Annotated in this window: 10 protein-coding genes and 1 tRNA gene; 7 read left to right on the forward strand and 4 right to left on the reverse strand. The window is 40.5% G+C overall.

Going from position 1 to position 15,744, the window contains the following annotated elements; all coding sequences use genetic code 11:
* The first annotated feature begins 14 nt into the window (after window positions 1-14).
* Complete coding sequence (gene dnaI, locus C7R91_RS24275) at window positions 15-947, forward strand: primosomal protein DnaI (protein WP_047070642.1); 933 nt, start codon at window positions 15-17, stop codon at window positions 945-947.
* Here dnaI and C7R91_RS24280 read toward each other — a convergent pair.
* The gene (locus tag C7R91_RS24280) at window positions 924-1,565 is read right to left on the reverse strand and encodes a YdcF family protein (RefSeq protein WP_047070643.1); all 642 of its coding nucleotides are present in this window, start codon (window positions 1,563-1,565) and stop codon (window positions 924-926) included. The two genes, dnaI and C7R91_RS24280, sit on opposite strands and share 24 nt — an antisense overlap.
* Window positions 1,566-1,747: 182 nt before the next feature.
* On the opposite strand from C7R91_RS24280, the gene C7R91_RS24285 reads away from it, so the two are divergent.
* The 3 genes from C7R91_RS24285 (at window position 1,748) to C7R91_RS24295 (ending at window position 6,492) form a co-directional block, all read left to right on the forward strand.
* Window positions 1,748-4,339 carry an Ig-like domain-containing protein gene (locus tag C7R91_RS24285; protein ID WP_047070644.1) on the forward strand — a complete coding sequence of 864 codons (2,592 nt, stop codon included), beginning with the start codon at window positions 1,748-1,750 and terminating at the stop codon, window positions 4,337-4,339.
* 170 nt (window positions 4,340-4,509) lie between these two features.
* Window positions 4,510-4,585: transfer RNA gene (locus tag C7R91_RS24290), tRNA-Ala, on the forward strand.
* Between the two features lie 419 nt (window positions 4,586-5,004).
* Window positions 5,005-6,492 carry a DUF8370 family protein gene (locus C7R91_RS24295; RefSeq protein ID WP_047070645.1) on the forward strand — a complete coding sequence of 496 codons (1,488 nt, stop codon included), beginning with the start codon at window positions 5,005-5,007 and terminating at the stop codon, window positions 6,490-6,492.
* 571 nt (window positions 6,493-7,063) lie between these two features.
* Here the strand turns inward: C7R91_RS24295 and C7R91_RS24300 are convergent.
* A complete protein-coding gene (locus tag C7R91_RS24300; RefSeq protein WP_047070646.1) occupies window positions 7,064-8,839 on the reverse strand; it encodes an HNH endonuclease in 1,776 nt (591 codons plus the stop codon).
* A 219-nt stretch (window positions 8,840-9,058) separates the two neighbouring features.
* Here C7R91_RS24300 and C7R91_RS24305 point away from each other — a divergent pair, with 219 nt between their 5' ends.
* The 3 genes from C7R91_RS24305 (at window position 9,059) to C7R91_RS24320 (ending at window position 13,115) form a co-directional block, all read left to right on the forward strand.
* Complete coding sequence (locus C7R91_RS24305; protein WP_106784860.1) at window positions 9,059-9,874, forward strand: hypothetical protein; 816 nt, start codon at window positions 9,059-9,061, stop codon at window positions 9,872-9,874.
* A gap of 108 nt (window positions 9,875-9,982) precedes the next feature.
* Window positions 9,983-10,705, forward strand: coding sequence for a hypothetical protein (locus C7R91_RS24310; protein ID WP_047070647.1), 723 nt, complete (start codon window positions 9,983-9,985; stop codon window positions 10,703-10,705).
* A 988-nt stretch (window positions 10,706-11,693) separates the two neighbouring features.
* On the forward strand, window positions 11,694-13,115 hold the full coding sequence (locus C7R91_RS24320; RefSeq protein ID WP_052773409.1) for a hypothetical protein: 1,422 nt from the start codon (window positions 11,694-11,696) through the stop codon (window positions 13,113-13,115).
* A gap of 168 nt (window positions 13,116-13,283) precedes the next feature.
* Here C7R91_RS24320 and C7R91_RS24325 read toward each other — a convergent pair whose 3' ends face one another.
* Together C7R91_RS24325 and C7R91_RS24330 are read right to left on the reverse strand one after the other, a co-directional pair.
* Complete coding sequence (locus C7R91_RS24325; protein WP_047070648.1) at window positions 13,284-14,027, reverse strand: LytR/AlgR family response regulator transcription factor; 744 nt, start codon at window positions 14,025-14,027, stop codon at window positions 13,284-13,286.
* Window positions 14,002-15,714 carry a LytS/YhcK type 5TM receptor domain-containing protein gene (locus tag C7R91_RS24330; protein WP_047070649.1) on the reverse strand — a complete coding sequence of 571 codons (1,713 nt, stop codon included), beginning with the start codon at window positions 15,712-15,714 and terminating at the stop codon, window positions 14,002-14,004. The genes C7R91_RS24325 and C7R91_RS24330 overlap by 26 nt, the downstream gene beginning before the upstream one ends.
* Window positions 15,715-15,744: the final 30 nt, after the last annotated feature.

A 15,744-nucleotide genomic window follows, 5' to 3' on the forward strand; every position in this document is an offset into this window, starting at 1 on the left:
GAGTGTGAGGGAACGTGGAATCTATCAGTGAGTTCATGCAAGAGCTCGCCAAACGAACGCCGCGTCAGTTGCTGACACCGGATCAGCAGTTAGATAAAATGTTCCGTTCGTCAGCGTATTTAAAAGCATTTCAACAAGAGCATCCCGCATTGACCAGAGACGATTACCTTCGCTCGCTCTCCAACATCTATACGGCAGTCAAGGAGCAGTATTGGTGTGAGCGTTGTCCAGGTCTTGGCGAATGCCCGAATCTGGTCAAGGGGCATAGCACGCATTTGGAGCTGGTTCACCAGCATATTATCAGCTCGATGACGCCCTGTTCCAAGCAGCTGTCGCACGAGGAAGAGATTCGCCGCCGCCGACTGATGCGCAGCTACTACGTTTCCGAAGAGACCTTGAACGCGAGCTTTGAGGGCTTGGTCATTGACTCCGGGAATTTGGCTACCGTAGATGCGGCGATTCAGTTCTGTGAAAAAGTCGGAACAGGCGAGCGGGTAAAAGGACTTTATTTACACGGTCCGTTTGGTGTTGGAAAAAGCTACATCATGGGAGCAATCGGTCGTGAGCTCTCTGAGCGCAATGTCGCTTCCTTGCTGGTGTATGTGCCTGACTTTATCCGGGAGATGAAGGATTCTATCTCAGATCAATCGTACGCGGGGAAGCTGGAGCTGCTGAAAGAAGTGCCGGTCCTAATCCTCGATGATATCGGTGCGGAGAACTTGACGCCATGGGTTCGGGACGAGATTTTGGGGGTTATACTGAATCAGCGGGCAAACAACCATTTGCCTACGCTGTTTACTTCCAACTACTCGCTGAATGAACTGCAAGAGCATTTGTCTATCTCCAACGGAAATCGGATCGAACAAACAAAAGCGGCTCGCATCATGGAGCGAATCCGCCATTTTGTCGATGTGTATGAAATTTTACGCGAGAACCACCGTTCCTAGCACTTGTGTAAAGAGGCGAGAGAGCTCCCAATATGTGAGAGCGAGTACTTCTCTCGCCTTATGATACGGTCCGAATAGGACGTGTGATGTCGTCCCTACAGGAGAGGCGACAATTCCCAGTGAATCAGCCATGATCATGGCACGGGCCAAATGATAGTCGTGGCTGATGATCAGGGCGTCCTGAATATGATGTTCCTCCAAGACCTGCTGGCCGTACAGCAGGTTTTCGTATGTACTGGTAGACTTGCTTTCTAGCAAAATGTCCTCTTCGGGAATTCCCTTGGCCACCAAGTAATTTCTGCTCACAGCAGCCTCCGTGATCGTTTTGCCTTCACCAAGGCCGCCTGTAACCAACAGCTTCGATACATAGCCTTCTTCATACAGGATCGCCGCCTGCTCCAGGCGTTCGCGCAGACCAGGACTAGGTCCCTCACCCCAGACCGCTGCACCGAGGACAATGCCGACGGTTGCATGGCGGGCGTTGGCCTTCTTAATTGTCTGTTCGATGCGGTACCAGTTGTAGCCCGACCATATCAGACCGAGCAGCGTGACAAGCCCCAACACGATCCATATCCCGCGCCAGCAAGGACGCTGTGCGTTTATCGTTCGATTTTTCATTCTTCGAAATCTCCCTCGTAGTCGCTCTCTTTATTTAGACGTTTGAAATGGGAGCTAGTTACAAACCTTGACACACGCCTGACACGAAAAACTAGTAAATTGTTCCTTGCACTTTGCCGATATACTAATGGTGGAATGGTTTCGAAGAACAGCAAATTTCATACTTGCGAGGGAGGCTAGCAATGTTCTGGAAAAAAACGATGCTCTTGTTTCTGGCCGTCCTGCTATTAGTGGGGACAGGAAACGCAGGGGTAGGATTGGCTGCCGATGAAATCAGCCGACTCGTTCTGTCCAAGAACGAGGTAACATTGGAAAATGGAGATTCTACCAACCTGACGGCTACCGCTATTTATGTGAGCGGAAAAACGGAAGACGTCACCGTCAAGACAGAATGGACGACACAGGATGCCAATATCGCTTCTGTTTATGCCGGACAGATCACAGCCAAATCGGTAGGGAAATCTACCATTACCGCTACTTACATGGGTAAGCCTGTGGTAGTGGGTGTGAATGTTACCAAAAAGGTAAAGGCACTGACAACAGAAGATCAAACGTTGAACGTACGGATCGGCAGCACGGCAAACGTAAAGCTGACAGCTGTATACAGCGATGGGACAACAGAAGACGTAACGACTAAAGCAGACTGGTCCATCGATAATCCTGCGATTGCGACAGTAGTCAACGGTGCAATCAAAGGTCTGAATTCAGGATCAGGTACTGTGACAGCAAAATTCGGAAGCCAGTCGACAACGATCTCTGTAAACGTCGAGATCGCCCACAGACTGGAGCCTAGCAAAAACCAGGTGTCACTTTTGCTGAACGGCGAAGAAAAAATCAAGCTCAAGGCCATTTTCCCGGATGGAAGCGTAACGGAAGATGTATCTGACAAGGCTGATTGGTCTTCAGACAATACCGCTGTAGCCGATGCGCTCAAAGGCACGATCAAGGCTTATGGTGCAGGTACAGCAACCATTACGGCGAAGTATGGAACAAAAACAGCGACGATCAAAGTCGATGTGGATACAACGCAAAAGCTGGAACTCAACAAGCAAAACATTTTCATGAATGTAGGCAAGGAAGAAGACATCGAGCTGAAGGCAACCTATGCCAATAACGGCGGTTCCACAGTAGTGAACGATAAGGCCGAATGGTCCTCCGATCGCGAGGATGTTGCTTACTACAGCAACGGAAAAATCCATGCGGTGAAGTCCGGTGAAGCGGTGATTACTGCGAAATACGGAAACAAATCCGTTCAGGTACGTGTAGATGTAGAAGTACCTCGTTCCTTGTATATCGTTCCTGCTTATTTGACGATGAAAAGCGGATCAACGAAAGACGTAATTGTAAACGCGTCCTTCGCAAATGGTACGAGTGAAGACATCACTTCAAAAGTTGAGTGGTCTTCGGACAATGCAGATGTCGTATTTGCAAGCGGCAAGACCGTATCCGCCTACAAGGCTGGAACGGCGAATGTAACGGCTAAATACGGTGGGAAAACAGCGACACTGGTTGTCGATGTAGATGTACCACAAAACTTGACCGCAGATATCACGACAGTAGCAATCCCGGTGGGTGGCGCGAAGCAAGTGACGGTAAAGGCTTCGTATCCAGATGGAAGCTCTGCCGAAGATGTCACACAAAAAGTCGTATGGTCATCGAGTGCACCTAACGTAGCAAGCGTGCGTCAAGGCTTGATCACAGGTGTGTCCACAGGTGCAGCGACTGTAACAGCAACATACGGAACACGAACAGTAAACATTTCCGTATCCGTTGGCGTCATGCAGACATTGACGGTAGACAAGAAAAAGATCGTGCTAGGCAATGGCAAGTCCGAAACCGTTAAGCTGACAGCAGCTTACGCAGATGGAACGACCAAGGATGTAACAGATACAGCGACATGGAGCACAGCTTCTGCTGCTGTAGCAGAAGTAATGAACGGAAAGATCACGGCGACAGGAGCAGGGAAAACGACCGTAACAGGTACCTTTGATGGCAAGTCGGTTACCATTGCAGTAGAAGTAGACCAAGCGACCAATCTCTCTGTTGATCCTCGTATGCTGATCCTGAACGTCAATGAATCAAAAGACATCAAGCTGAGCGCAACAGACTCCGCTGGTAATTCGGACAATGTGACCAACGATGCAGAATGGTCCTCGTCCTCGCTGAAAGTAGCGGATGTGGTAAACGGCCGCGTAACAGGTCTCTCAAACGGACGTGCTACGATCACCGCGAAATACGGCGGCAAATCGATCAGCATCCCGGTAGAAGTCGGAATCGTGAGCAAGCTGGAAGCAAACAAGCGCTTTGTATCGACGAAGTCGAACAGCAACGTACAAGTAAGCTTGACCGCTACCTTCTCCGATGGCCGCACTATGGATGTGACCAATCTGGCTGACTGGAAAACGAGCAACTACAAGGTAGCTGACGTAACCAAAGGCCTCGTTTCAGGACGTGCCTACGGAAAAGCTACGATTACAGCGAAGTACAACGACAAGAGCGTGTCCATCCCAGTAGATGTTGATACGTTGAAATACTTGAAGACAGATGTCGTTCAGCTCGTGATGAGCAAAGGTGAAACAAAGCAAGTGAAAGCGATCGCGACGTACATGGATGGCTCTGAGCAAGATGTCTCCAAGCCAGCTCTCTGGACCACTTCTCGCTTGTTGGTAGCCGATGTGAAAGACGGCGTGATCAAGGCGACAGGGTCGGGTAAAGCGACGATTTATGTGCAGTATGGTGGAAAGAAGACACCGATTGTGGTGACGGTGAGATAGTGGGTTGATGGGGAAAAGAGGAAAGCCAACCGGGTGGGATCGGTTGGCTTTTTTCGAGGTTTTTTTCAGTAGGGACGGGGATTTATCAGTTTTTTTCGCTTGCAGTGTACGGCGGGCGTATGCTATACTGATTTCACTGAGGCGGTAAACGCTGGAAGTACTATACATATGGGCCCTTAGCTCAGCTGGGAGAGCGCTACACTGGCAGTGTAGAGGTCGTCGGTTCGATCCCGATAGGGTCCACCATATAAGTAACTACGGAAACGGCAGAGATGCCGTTTTTTTGTTTTGAAGTTATGTTTCTGAATTAAATAACAGATGTGGAGTGCTTTGAGTTGCTAGTAAGAAAGTAGTGTCTGGATCCATATTCCAATACTATGTCAGGGTTCAATCCCTTAGTTACATTCCACTATAAAAATTTGGAAGAAACTTGACAGTCAGTGCTCTTTTTGAGGCGCTTACAGGCAATGCTCCATATTACAGTAGTAAGGGAAAGATAGCGATAAGGTACATATGATGAATATTAGTTGTCGGAATTTGTTGATTTAATTTCGTTACTATTTAAACTACCATGATATACTAAGTCTAAAATACTAAGCCTAAAGTGCGATAATTATATCACATATAACGTTAGGTGATTATGTAAATAAAATGGAGGGTAGTCAATGAAAATTAGCGAAATTTTCAATCTTGGAGTACAACAAGTTCAGCTTGATTTTGTGGATATCAATCTAAAAAAAGATTACCCATTGTACATAGATCCATACTTAATTTCAACTAGAACTGATCCATGGTCTATAGAGGTAGATCGAACAATAAAAAGTTTTTTCTCAAAAATAGCAGAACATATTCGAAATGATGAGCATGCTAAAGCAATTGAACTGTTTCAATTTATGTCAGAGCCTAAAGAGACTTGCCTAGGTATCAGCCGTACAGGTACTGATAACGGTAGGGGAGTAGGTGAAGAAAATGCAACTGGAATAATAAAGGAGATTATTAGAAGTAAAGCAATTGAAACGGGTGTTGTTCAAAATATTGAAGATATTATTGTATTCGTTGATGATGTAGATAAAGATAAACTTTCTGATATGACCACAAATATTATCAGGAAGCACTTGATAGATTATACAAAAGAACAATGTAAAATATGGGGTATCCCTTTAACAATAAACGAGTCTTTACCTTACTGGGATCCTATTGAAGAAGATTGGGTTACTTGCCAAGATGAATTGCTTTTCTATAAAGGACGTGAGTTAGTATTAGTTCCAAAAGCGATCGTGTCTTATATCTCCGAGTATAACGCCCAGAAGTATGGCTGGCACTTTGTTATAAGCGAAGAGCGTGATGAACAGTTAAGACGAAGAAGTGCTCTGGTAAAATTTAAGAAATACAAAAACGGAAAAGAAAAGTATTTTCTTCCAAAGAAAGATGTCGACAAAGCAATTAGTAAACAAATTGCCGATGGTGAGTTTGAAAGTAGAAAAGATTTTTTAAGACAGTACACTCAAAATAAGCCAGAGCTTTTTGAGAGGTTCAGAAAAACACGAACAGGGACAGTGAAGTCTCTGTCAAACGATGAAATAATGCAATTTACAGGGCATGAGGATATAAATAAAATTATTGATGCGTTAGTAATGAATCTTAAGAGTATCCCAATTGGCACAAAACATGCTTCAGAGTATCACAAATTTATCAGATCAGTATTGGAAATACTTTTTTATCCTCATCTTAACAACCCAACTATTGAAGAAAAACTTCATCAGGGAAGAAAACGAGTAGATATTGTGATGAACAATATTTCTTGTAGCGGCTTCTTTTATAGGCTACAAGACATAAATAAGATTTTTTGTCCTTATGTTTTTATTGAATGTAAAAATTATGGAAAAGATATCGCAAATCCGGAATTGGATCAGTTGTCTGGGAGATTTGCCTTTAATAAAGGTAAATTTGGAATATTAATGTGCAGAACTATAGTAGATAAGAAGTTACTTTATCAGAGATGCTCAGACACCTTTAAAGATGATAGGGGTTTAATCATTCCTTTGGACGACAATGATATAATTGAAATGCTTGAATCAATAAAAAATGAAGAAAAAGATGGGATCGAAAAATCTCTCGAAATGATTAAAAGAATAATAATCTTAAACGGGTAGTTCTAAAACAATATTCCTGTTTTTTTATCCAGTCGATCTAAAGCTACTGTTCCAACCGCAGCCAACACTTCAATCAAATCGTAACTAAAATAAACTGTTCAAAAGTATTATGCATACTACGTAGTCAATTATGTAAATTGGCAATCTTGTGTGCGTCCGGCATGGGTGATAGTTGAGAGTCCTGAAAGGGGAGTTTATTTGTGAATAAGGATATGGGCCAGAAAGGAATGACAATCACACAAATTTCCAACGGAGTTGGGGAGAGATCTAAAGACAATCCGTAACTGACTGAAAAAAGCAGAGGCAACAACCTACTAAGGAAAATCTGCAATCGGATGTATTTACCCCCTTTCAAAACTTATATTCGTTAAAAGAAAAGTATGTCTGTAAGCGATGGTGCTGTTAGATGAAATCAAGGGACAAGGATATCCTGGAGAAATAACTACACTACGCCTGTCCATGAATCCAATTCGACATACTTTTATGGTTGATTTTTTAAGAAGGGCTCCATTAAAAAGATTATATAAAGAGGGTGTGATTCTACTTAAATCATACCCTCCTTCTGTTAAAATCAATTTGCCATTCGAATAATATATTTCTCAACTTCATACTTTTTCCAAATTGGAAATAATAAACTCTTTAGCTCATCTAAAATAGCTTGATTTATGGCTAGAGACGGCTGTCTTATAGTATACCTAATGACCTCAAGAATGCATCTACATATTAAATCAATAGTGATTTCATTATATTCATGTTGATCAATGGTGTTTATCTTATGCTTGAGAAATTGAAGTATGCCTGATTGAGTTCGAATTTTATCACAAGATAATTTCCCTCCTATATAATCATATGCATAATCAGGTAATAATGTATGGAGAACTAATAAGGAAAGGGCTTCGTAAGTTTTTTTTGCTTCGATAGGAGATATATAAATGTTTTGATTACTAGTGAAAAAGACTTGTAAATTTCCAACTAAACTATTTAATTCAGAAAGGTTAGTTATTGTCCCTAAACTATGTTCAAAATGAGCGAAACTTGAGAAATTGATGTATTGATTTATATCAAATTGATTTTGAAATTCGGCATATGTAATAGTTCTCTTAAACGATTTCTTTTTTTTTACGATCTCAGTGTAATAAATTACATAAGGAATAAACTTTTTCGTCATCCATAAGTAAGCCTCTTTAGCCCCCCAAGCAGTTTTCATATTTATTAAATCTGGCTGTTCTATTGGTTCCCAAACAATACAAACCGATTCATCTAAGTGCATAAAAGAACTATATACGTTATTTTCAGAATGAACGGGATAAAAACGTGATAGTATTGTATTATTTGGATAAATAACAATAGTGCCGTTTGTTGCATTAAAAATATGCCACTCTGTATTACCTTTAGCATAATCGAATTCCCATGAAAATTGAACAAGCAAATTCCAAAGATGTCGATTCATTTCAAACATGTTAACAGAGAAATTTATTGGGTTAATTTTATTGAAGTTGCAAGTTTCGTATTGTTTCTCTAGAGACTTAAATTTATTAATGTATACGTTAGAAAATTCATCGACTATTTGACACAATTCCTCAACTTCATTTTCTAATAATGTAAACCGATTATTTCCTATTTGAACATAATAAATATTCGGGGAGTACTGATTTATAAATGGGATAAAGCCTCTTTTACCCAATTGTGGTTTAGTGTTAAGACCTTTAAAAAGTTGTTGAATAATTTGATGGTGATTTAATGTAATCATACAGTCACTCAAAAATAGACTGCGAAACATCAGCAAACAACAACCTTGTTCCTTAAATGATCTAGGTAAATAAGCATCTAAACTTACTGAAGGCAGGCTGAGTACAAAATGATCATCTGAGACGAAATGCTTTTCTTCAAAGCTATCTCTTTCATTATTAATAAACTCAATTAACTTTGATATTTCTTCTCTGGGATTAGTAGAAGAAATCACATGGTTGCTAATAATGGCAAGAGATCTTTCAATGTTTTTATACGTTTTAAGTTGTTCTATGCGTTTTGAAATTTTTTGAACTTTAGATTTTGCTTGTTCTATATAGTGCAACACTGTATTAACATCATATTCTTTATCTCCTTTGGCAGTATTAGCATCAAAACTAGACGGGACTAAATTATCAAGATTATTAATATCAAACTCCCCAGTATAATTTTTGATATACTTCAATAAGATGTCAGATTTATTCTCGAATGACTGAGGTATGATATGGTCTATGGTACAATTTAATAAATTCAATCTTTCTTTAGTATAGAAGCAAACAAAATTGTGAGCCTCAAGTATTGCAAATTTTACTATAGGATCTCTTGGATTTACTTTCATCTTTTCACCAGCCTTAATTAATAGTGCTTTAATTAATTTAATTATAATTTTTGGAGGAACATCTCTATTTTAACAGTTCAATCGAAAGTAGTTGTTAAGTCTCAATTTTTGATCAAAAGGTTTACCATTTTCCATATATGAAATGAAAAAACTTTATCAGGTTTAATATCGTTTCTTTTAAAAATTGATATTAATAAAGGCTGAAGGAGTCTGATATTAATGCATTACTTAAAATTCAAAAGAGAAAAAATAGATAGATGTAATATATGTAGTCAGATAGCTCAACTAACATGGGATCACGTTCCACCACAAGGAGGATATAAAGTTACAGAAGTAGAGCAAGAATCTATTATTCAATATTTAACTGGCGGAGCAAAAAAGAGTTATACATTTTCACAAAACGGTGTAAAGTATAGGAGTATTTGTGGAAGCTGTAATAACGGACTACTTGGTTCAAGGTTTGATACTGTTTTGAATGAATTTACGACTGACATTATGTTAATGGTAAAAACATCCATTCAATTACCTAAAGGTATTATAAGAGTTAAAACCAGGCCCGGGCTCTTAGCAAAGGCTGTTATTGGCCATATGCTTTCAGCATCTGGAGAGTACGGAGAAAGTAAATTTGATGACCGATTTAGAAAATATGTGTTAGATGATTCGCTAATATCTCCTGAAGGGCTAAGAATTTTTTATTGGATTTACCCCTATTCAAGTATAAAAATAATAAGAGATGTGGGGATGCCAAAATACAGGGGATCTTGGGAGGATTTCAAAAGAGGCATTGGAATTTTTAGTATAATGAAGTATTTCCCAATTGGTTTTATTGTTTCTGATGTGGAAAAATATGAGGGACTTGAAGAGTTAACTCAATACTGTGGAAGTAACTTGAGCGATGAAGCATTTATACGGATTAATTTGCATGATGTTAGAGAGGAATATTGGCCTGAGGTTGGGGATGATAATATTTTGTTGGGTGGTAACGGATTAGGGAACGGAGTTTCCGCACTTCCGAGAAGACGAAAGAAAAATTGAAATAGGAAAAAGAAGTGAGTAGTACTAGAAAGACCTATATAGAAGAAGTCTAGGTCAACTAAATAAATTCGTAAATATTAATAAGCAAAACAGGAGATTGTTATAAGAATGGTAGAAGAACTCATTAAATATTATAAAGATAATGTATCAGCTTATGCATTGGTCTTTAGACATTTTAAAATAACATATACATTTAGTGCCATTATGCTGATTTTACTAATATTAACAGGGTATTTAGCAATAATAACAGTTCCACTTGTTTTTATCAGTATCTGGATTTTTTCTTCTATAGTTGTACTATTCTTGGCTACATTAGCCGTTACTATAATAACTGTAAGCATACTCGATTTAAAGGCAAAAGATGTGGTGCGGAGAAGATATTCAATTAGGCCAAAGAAAGGTATGTGGAGAACGGAAGAGTTTAACAGGATACAAGATCAAATCTTCGTCGATTATCTAAAGGAAAAGGGTCTATATACTAGTGATAAACTCGAACTACTAATAAAGTATATTGATAAAGATATTGAACGAAGCAAGTTACCTCCATTAGTAGCTCCAGGTATATTTATTGCACTTTTTGTGCCAATTTGGTCTCAGTATGTAATTTTATTGTTTAAAAAGATAGCAAGCAATAATGCTGAAGAAACCTTACTCCTTATTGTTTTTTTGGCTCTAGGGATATTATTCATAGCAATATGTGTAGGTTTTTTTAAGCGGATTTCCAATTTTATTTTGGACAATTTAATAGTTAATGTAAATATAAAAAAGAGACTACTGGAGAAACTTGAAGATAGTTTGATTAAATTTAGAGATGAATCCGATAAAGTATGAAAATAAGTAACTCATTAATGCTCATAGATCGTGGTTTCGTGGCGTCTTGGGTAGTAGTGAGACTGCCTATTTCGGGAGAGCGCTACACTGGCAGTGTAGAGGTCAGCGGTTAAATCCCGCTATGCTCCACCATATGAAAGACATTAAAACCCTTGATAAATCAGGGGTTTTCGTCATTCTTGGGGAAGGTAGCCAATACAGAGGATTGGGGACGGATTTTTTCACCTTTCTTCAACCCGCTGAACACGACTGTAGCTCTTTTGTTCATTTTCTGGCAAGGAAGTGAGTATACAGTTCCCCTGTGATCCGGATATTGGAGTGACCAAGTAGCTCCTGGATCTCTGTTAGCTAGTAAACTTTGAAAAGTAGATATGTTGCATAACTGTGACGCAATCCGTGAAGAGATCACGTTTTTGTGATTGAGTCCATGCCGCTTGAGAAATATACTAAACCAGTTAAGTGGAGAGTCAGGGTAAGTGGGTAGGCCGTTGTCTTGTCCAAAGAGCAGCATTTTGTCGTTTTCCTGCAAACCGGTACCGAGTATAACTTATTTTTCTTTACCGCATTAGTCAGCTTCTGGATCAGTGGAACAACCTCGGGAGGAACAGCGATGGAGCGTCGGGATTTTTTTTCTTATCGTCCTTGACGATATAACCTGACGTGCAGCTTTTGCTACTGATTCACGAACCTCAATGAAAAGTGTTTCCTCTTCATCAACCATCTCTCAACGTATCCCCATAGTTACTGCAGGCTCCAATGAAAGTTCTCCATTTTAATGGCTCGTCCGACAGCTCTCTCAAAAACATACGAAGTATTCGGTGTACATAGCGCCGCGCGATGCAGACATTTTTGAATATCACTAAAAAATTTAAAAAAAGAGAAACAAAATACAATTCTTAAACGTCTAAGATAAGGATTTTCAAAAATACCACATTATGGCATAGTGATTTTCAAAATAAATAAAATGAAATTATCTAAAGAGGATATTATGAGAAAAAAGCCACTAATAATTGGTACTGCGTTTGTTCTTTTTATCTTTATACTACTACTCTACATGAACAACGAAAGTACGGAAAAACCAATATTGCAGTCAAATGAATCCACTTTTGAATTTGGAACAGTTGTGGAACAGAAATATCAATTCAGGAATAATGACTTGTATTGGATAAAAAGAATCGAAGCACACAAGGATTCTTCCCCATATGTTTTCCATTTAAGAGTTCCTGGTAATAATGCGGTGTTTAGATATAACGAATATCAAGATAATAAATTTGAGAAAAGTGTCTGGAAGATAATAAAACTAAATGACGTTCAGTTTTTGCCATTGTCAACAGGTTTCATTGAAACCGAAAATAGAAACATTTGGATCAGCATGCCAAATGTGTATGCAAATTTGGGAAAAGGCACGATTGAAGAAAAATTTGATCTGCAAGAACAGATACAAGTAATAAAAGATGAAGAAGGATACTTATTAGAGATTACCTTACCAGTTTATCAAGGGTTAATTAGTGAAATTTGGGCACTCGAATCTAATGATAAACTTGTTCGTTGGGATTATGGACGGATGTCAGACATCTGGCTGACTTTAGATTTAAATAGAAAAGGGAAATGGTCCTATGATGGTTATTATGTCAAATCTCCTTCGACATATTTACCATATAATAAGAATTCATTTTGGAGGATTCCAGAGAATTACATCTTAAAATCATTCATATACACCGGAGAAAGTAGAATTGCCGAAGATATGGGATATGTAATGTTGGAAACAGCATTGAAGAATCAGGAAGCGGAAGGGTATTGGAAATCCTTGCCGGCCTCTACTTGGCTCCAAAACGATTATGGGATCCAAGACGGTTTTTTCGATACCAGGTTTAATATAGGGCAAGCTGACCTGTTATTAGAAGGATGTAAAAAATATCAAGAAGAGAAATTTTGTAAAGCAACACAAAGATTCGCCGATTATTTCAGTAATCACGCAGAAAAAAATCATTTTAATGTATTAGGTGGTAAAGTTGGTTGGCTTGTAGAAGACTATGCCCACCCAAACGGAAATTGGCCAACTCATGTTTCTCTAAATCACCAATTAGCAGAGATTAATTACTTGTATAAAATGTACAACCATTTTCATAATGAAAATTATAAAGTCCTTGCCGAAAAATTATTGTACGGTATAGAAAATATAGGAGGGAAATGGATTACAGAAAGCAGTGATTTACATTATGCGTATTTTCCAAATGGTACGCTAGGAAGGCCAGATTATCCATATCTGACCTTTAATGATTTGCAAGAAACCCAAAAGTGGCAGCGTGAAATTTATGGTACAGAAAATGATAAGCTCAATCAGCTTATTCAAAGCAAGAAAAAATGGATGCAAAGTAACAACATAAAAAATCCATTTGGTAGACTTTGAAAAAATACCTAGGCTGCAAGCTGAACTGCACCCCAAGTGTTAGACACATCTAACAGTTGGAGGTGCAGTTTTTTGTTTAAGTTTACTGTAAAAGATCATTATTAGCAGTTCTCCATACAAAAGTATGGGAGTTGAGGTATGCAATGCGAGAAACACGGTCCCCCAAACTCACAAATTCATCAAACCCCGAAACGCTTTCATCTTCCCCCTGCTAACAGGAATATCCGTCTGACTGTCATCATTCATCTTAATCAAATACGTATTATTAAACCAAGGAATGATTTCTTTAATCTGCTTCACGTTCAAAATATAGTTCCGATGACTTCTAAAGAAAGAGCGGGACCGGTTCAAAATCTCCTCCAGCTCATTTAAGGACAAATCACACTTGTCGATGCTCTCTTTTGTCGCAATATATAAATCTCTCTCCCGCACAAACGCAAAGTAAATCTGACCTACAGGGATCGGGATGATCTTGTTGGTCTTGCGGATGCAGACATGCTCTTCCAGCGGGGGAACTGTCGGGGTGCGGTCTTTCATGGCCGAACGGTTCCTCAGTGTCCTCACTTTTTGGATCACGTCGTCCAATTTCGATTCCATGATCGGTTTGGTCAAATATCCCACAGCCAGCGTGGAAAAAGCCTCCAGAGCGTGTTCATGATAGGCAGTCGAAAAAACGATCAAGGGGGGATTGGACATCTGATTCAATGTTTTGGCAAATTCAAGACCATTCATTCCGGGCATCTGAATATCGAGCATAAGCAAATCAGGCTCGGAATTGATGATATGAGGCAATGCTTCCAAGGGATTGGTATAGATGGCGTCCACCTGGATATCAATATATTTTTTCAGCAAATATTCCAATTCGGAACAAATTGCTGGCTCGTCATCAATGATGATCGTTTTCAGGAGCATCTGGATGCACTTCCTTTTCAAATGCGGATAACGGAGCGACAAAGGATACGACTGTTCCCAAACCAGGCTTGCTTTGAATCGTGAGGCCATATTTTTTGCCATAAATAGATTGCAGTCGTGAATGGACATTGACAAGGCCGATGCCTTTCATTTGGCTGTTCCAGATTTCGGCCAAGCGTTCTTCACTGATTCCGACTCCATTGTCTTCAATGCTGATTTTCACTTCATGGTCGTACGGTTCCACTCGAATCGTGAGCAGACAGTCGCTAACTTTTGGAGAAAGTCCATGGTGAATGGCATTTTCCACGATCGGCTGCAAAGTCAGGACAGGCAATTTGCTCTCCAGCAGAGATTCGTCGATCTCCATGTTCACCTTTAATCGGTTGCTGAATCTGACCTTCTCAATTTCTAAATACGATTTGATTCCGTCCAGTTCTTCCCGCAGGCTGTGATGATTTCCCTTGCTTTTCAAATTGCGCCTGAAGATGTCACTTAAATGACCGATCAAGCTTCTCGCCTGATCAGGGTCTGTACGACAATAAGACATAATCGTCCCCAAGGTATTGAACAAAAAATGCGGGTTGATTTGTGCTTGCAGGGCGCTCACTTCAGCCTGCTTCCGCATTTTCGCTTGATGCTCGATCTCCGCCAGTTCAATCTGGACAGACAGCAGCTTGGCCAGGCCGTCCACTAGCTTCTCGTTGATCTGGGACGTCTTGGAGGAAGAGGTTTTATAGTAGAATTGCAGCGTCCCGATTTTCTGGTTTTGATGGTACAACGATGCGGCGCTGATCGATTTTAGGCGAGGCGGACGCGGAAGAGCAAAATCTTTGTCGCACCATACCCCAGTAGGGTGGGTCAAAACAGCCTCCGCTACTCGTGCGCACAGCGTCTCTTTCTGCACATGATTCTCCAGTTCATGGCCTTTTGCGCTGAGCAGCTTTTCGCGGTCGGTAATGGCAACTGCATCCACCCTGGCCATTTCACAGATCAGTTCAGCGGTTTTTTTCGCAGAATATTCATTTAGCCCCGTCCGCAGATGAGGCAACGTCTGGCTTGCAATCGACAAGGCCAGGTTTGCCCCCAATGCGCCGGACTGGTCTTGCATCATTTTGAGATTTTGGAAAACGCGCGTGAAAAGCAGCAGTCCCGCAATGGTCATAATCGTGGTCGGGATCGCGATTTTTACTTCCAGTTCGAGTGCCGCAGAAAAAGGCTTGGCCATGATAAGCACCAACACTTTTTGAATAAGCTCGGCTGTAATGCCAATCAGTACGATATGCTGCCATTTCAGACGCAGCATATTCATTTTCGTACTTACGATTCCGGCCAAGTAGCCGTTCAATACGGTTGAGATGGCACAGGCGAATGCGGTAAATCCACCTAGCGAATAGCGATGAATGCCTCCGATAAGGCCGGCAAAAAATCCAACAACTGGCCCTCCGATCAACCCGCCCGCGACGGCACCGACAATGCGCGTATTGGCGAGTGCGTCATTGACCCGTAGCCCATTCTCCGTTCCGATTACCGACAGGAACCCAAACAGCGTAGAGAGGATTACGATCCGCATCCAGTTGTTTTTCCCGTACACAATGTTCCGAAAGTAATCTAGTTGGCCGATGATAAGGGCGATGACTGCAATTACAGAGATGTTTTCAAGCAGTCCCAGTAGCATAGTGATTGTCATAACAGCCGCCTCCCTATGGAAAAGGGTAGC

This window comes from Brevibacillus formosus (assembly GCF_003013405.1).
Taxonomy (GTDB): domain Bacteria; phylum Bacillota; class Bacilli; order Brevibacillales; family Brevibacillaceae; genus Brevibacillus; species Brevibacillus formosus.

What these genes read in the sequence shown, in the direction of transcription:
- C7R91_RS24280 (WP_047070643.1), bottom strand. Translation starts at nt 1,565, where the DNA reads ATGAAAAATCGAACGATAAACGCACAGCGTCCTTGCTGGCGCGGGATA.
- C7R91_RS24285 (WP_047070644.1), top strand. Translation starts at nt 1,748, where the DNA reads ATGTTCTGGAAAAAAACGATGCTCTTGTTTCTGGCCGTCCTGCTATTA.
- C7R91_RS24295 (WP_047070645.1), top strand. Translation starts at nt 5,005, where the DNA reads ATGAAAATTAGCGAAATTTTCAATCTTGGAGTACAACAAGTTCAGCTT.
- C7R91_RS24300 (WP_047070646.1), bottom strand. Translation starts at nt 8,839, where the DNA reads ATGAAAGTAAATCCAAGAGATCCTATAGTAAAATTTGCAATACTTGAG.
- C7R91_RS24305 (WP_106784860.1), top strand. Translation starts at nt 9,059, where the DNA reads ATGCATTACTTAAAATTCAAAAGAGAAAAAATAGATAGATGTAATATA.
- C7R91_RS24310 (WP_047070647.1), top strand. Translation starts at nt 9,983, where the DNA reads ATGGTAGAAGAACTCATTAAATATTATAAAGATAATGTATCAGCTTAT.
- C7R91_RS24320 (WP_052773409.1), top strand. Translation starts at nt 11,694, where the DNA reads ATGAGAAAAAAGCCACTAATAATTGGTACTGCGTTTGTTCTTTTTATC.
- C7R91_RS24325 (WP_047070648.1), bottom strand. Translation starts at nt 14,027, where the DNA reads ATGCTCCTGAAAACGATCATCATTGATGACGAGCCAGCAATTTGTTCC.
- C7R91_RS24330 (WP_047070649.1), bottom strand. Translation starts at nt 15,714, where the DNA reads ATGACAATCACTATGCTACTGGGACTGCTTGAAAACATCTCTGTAATT.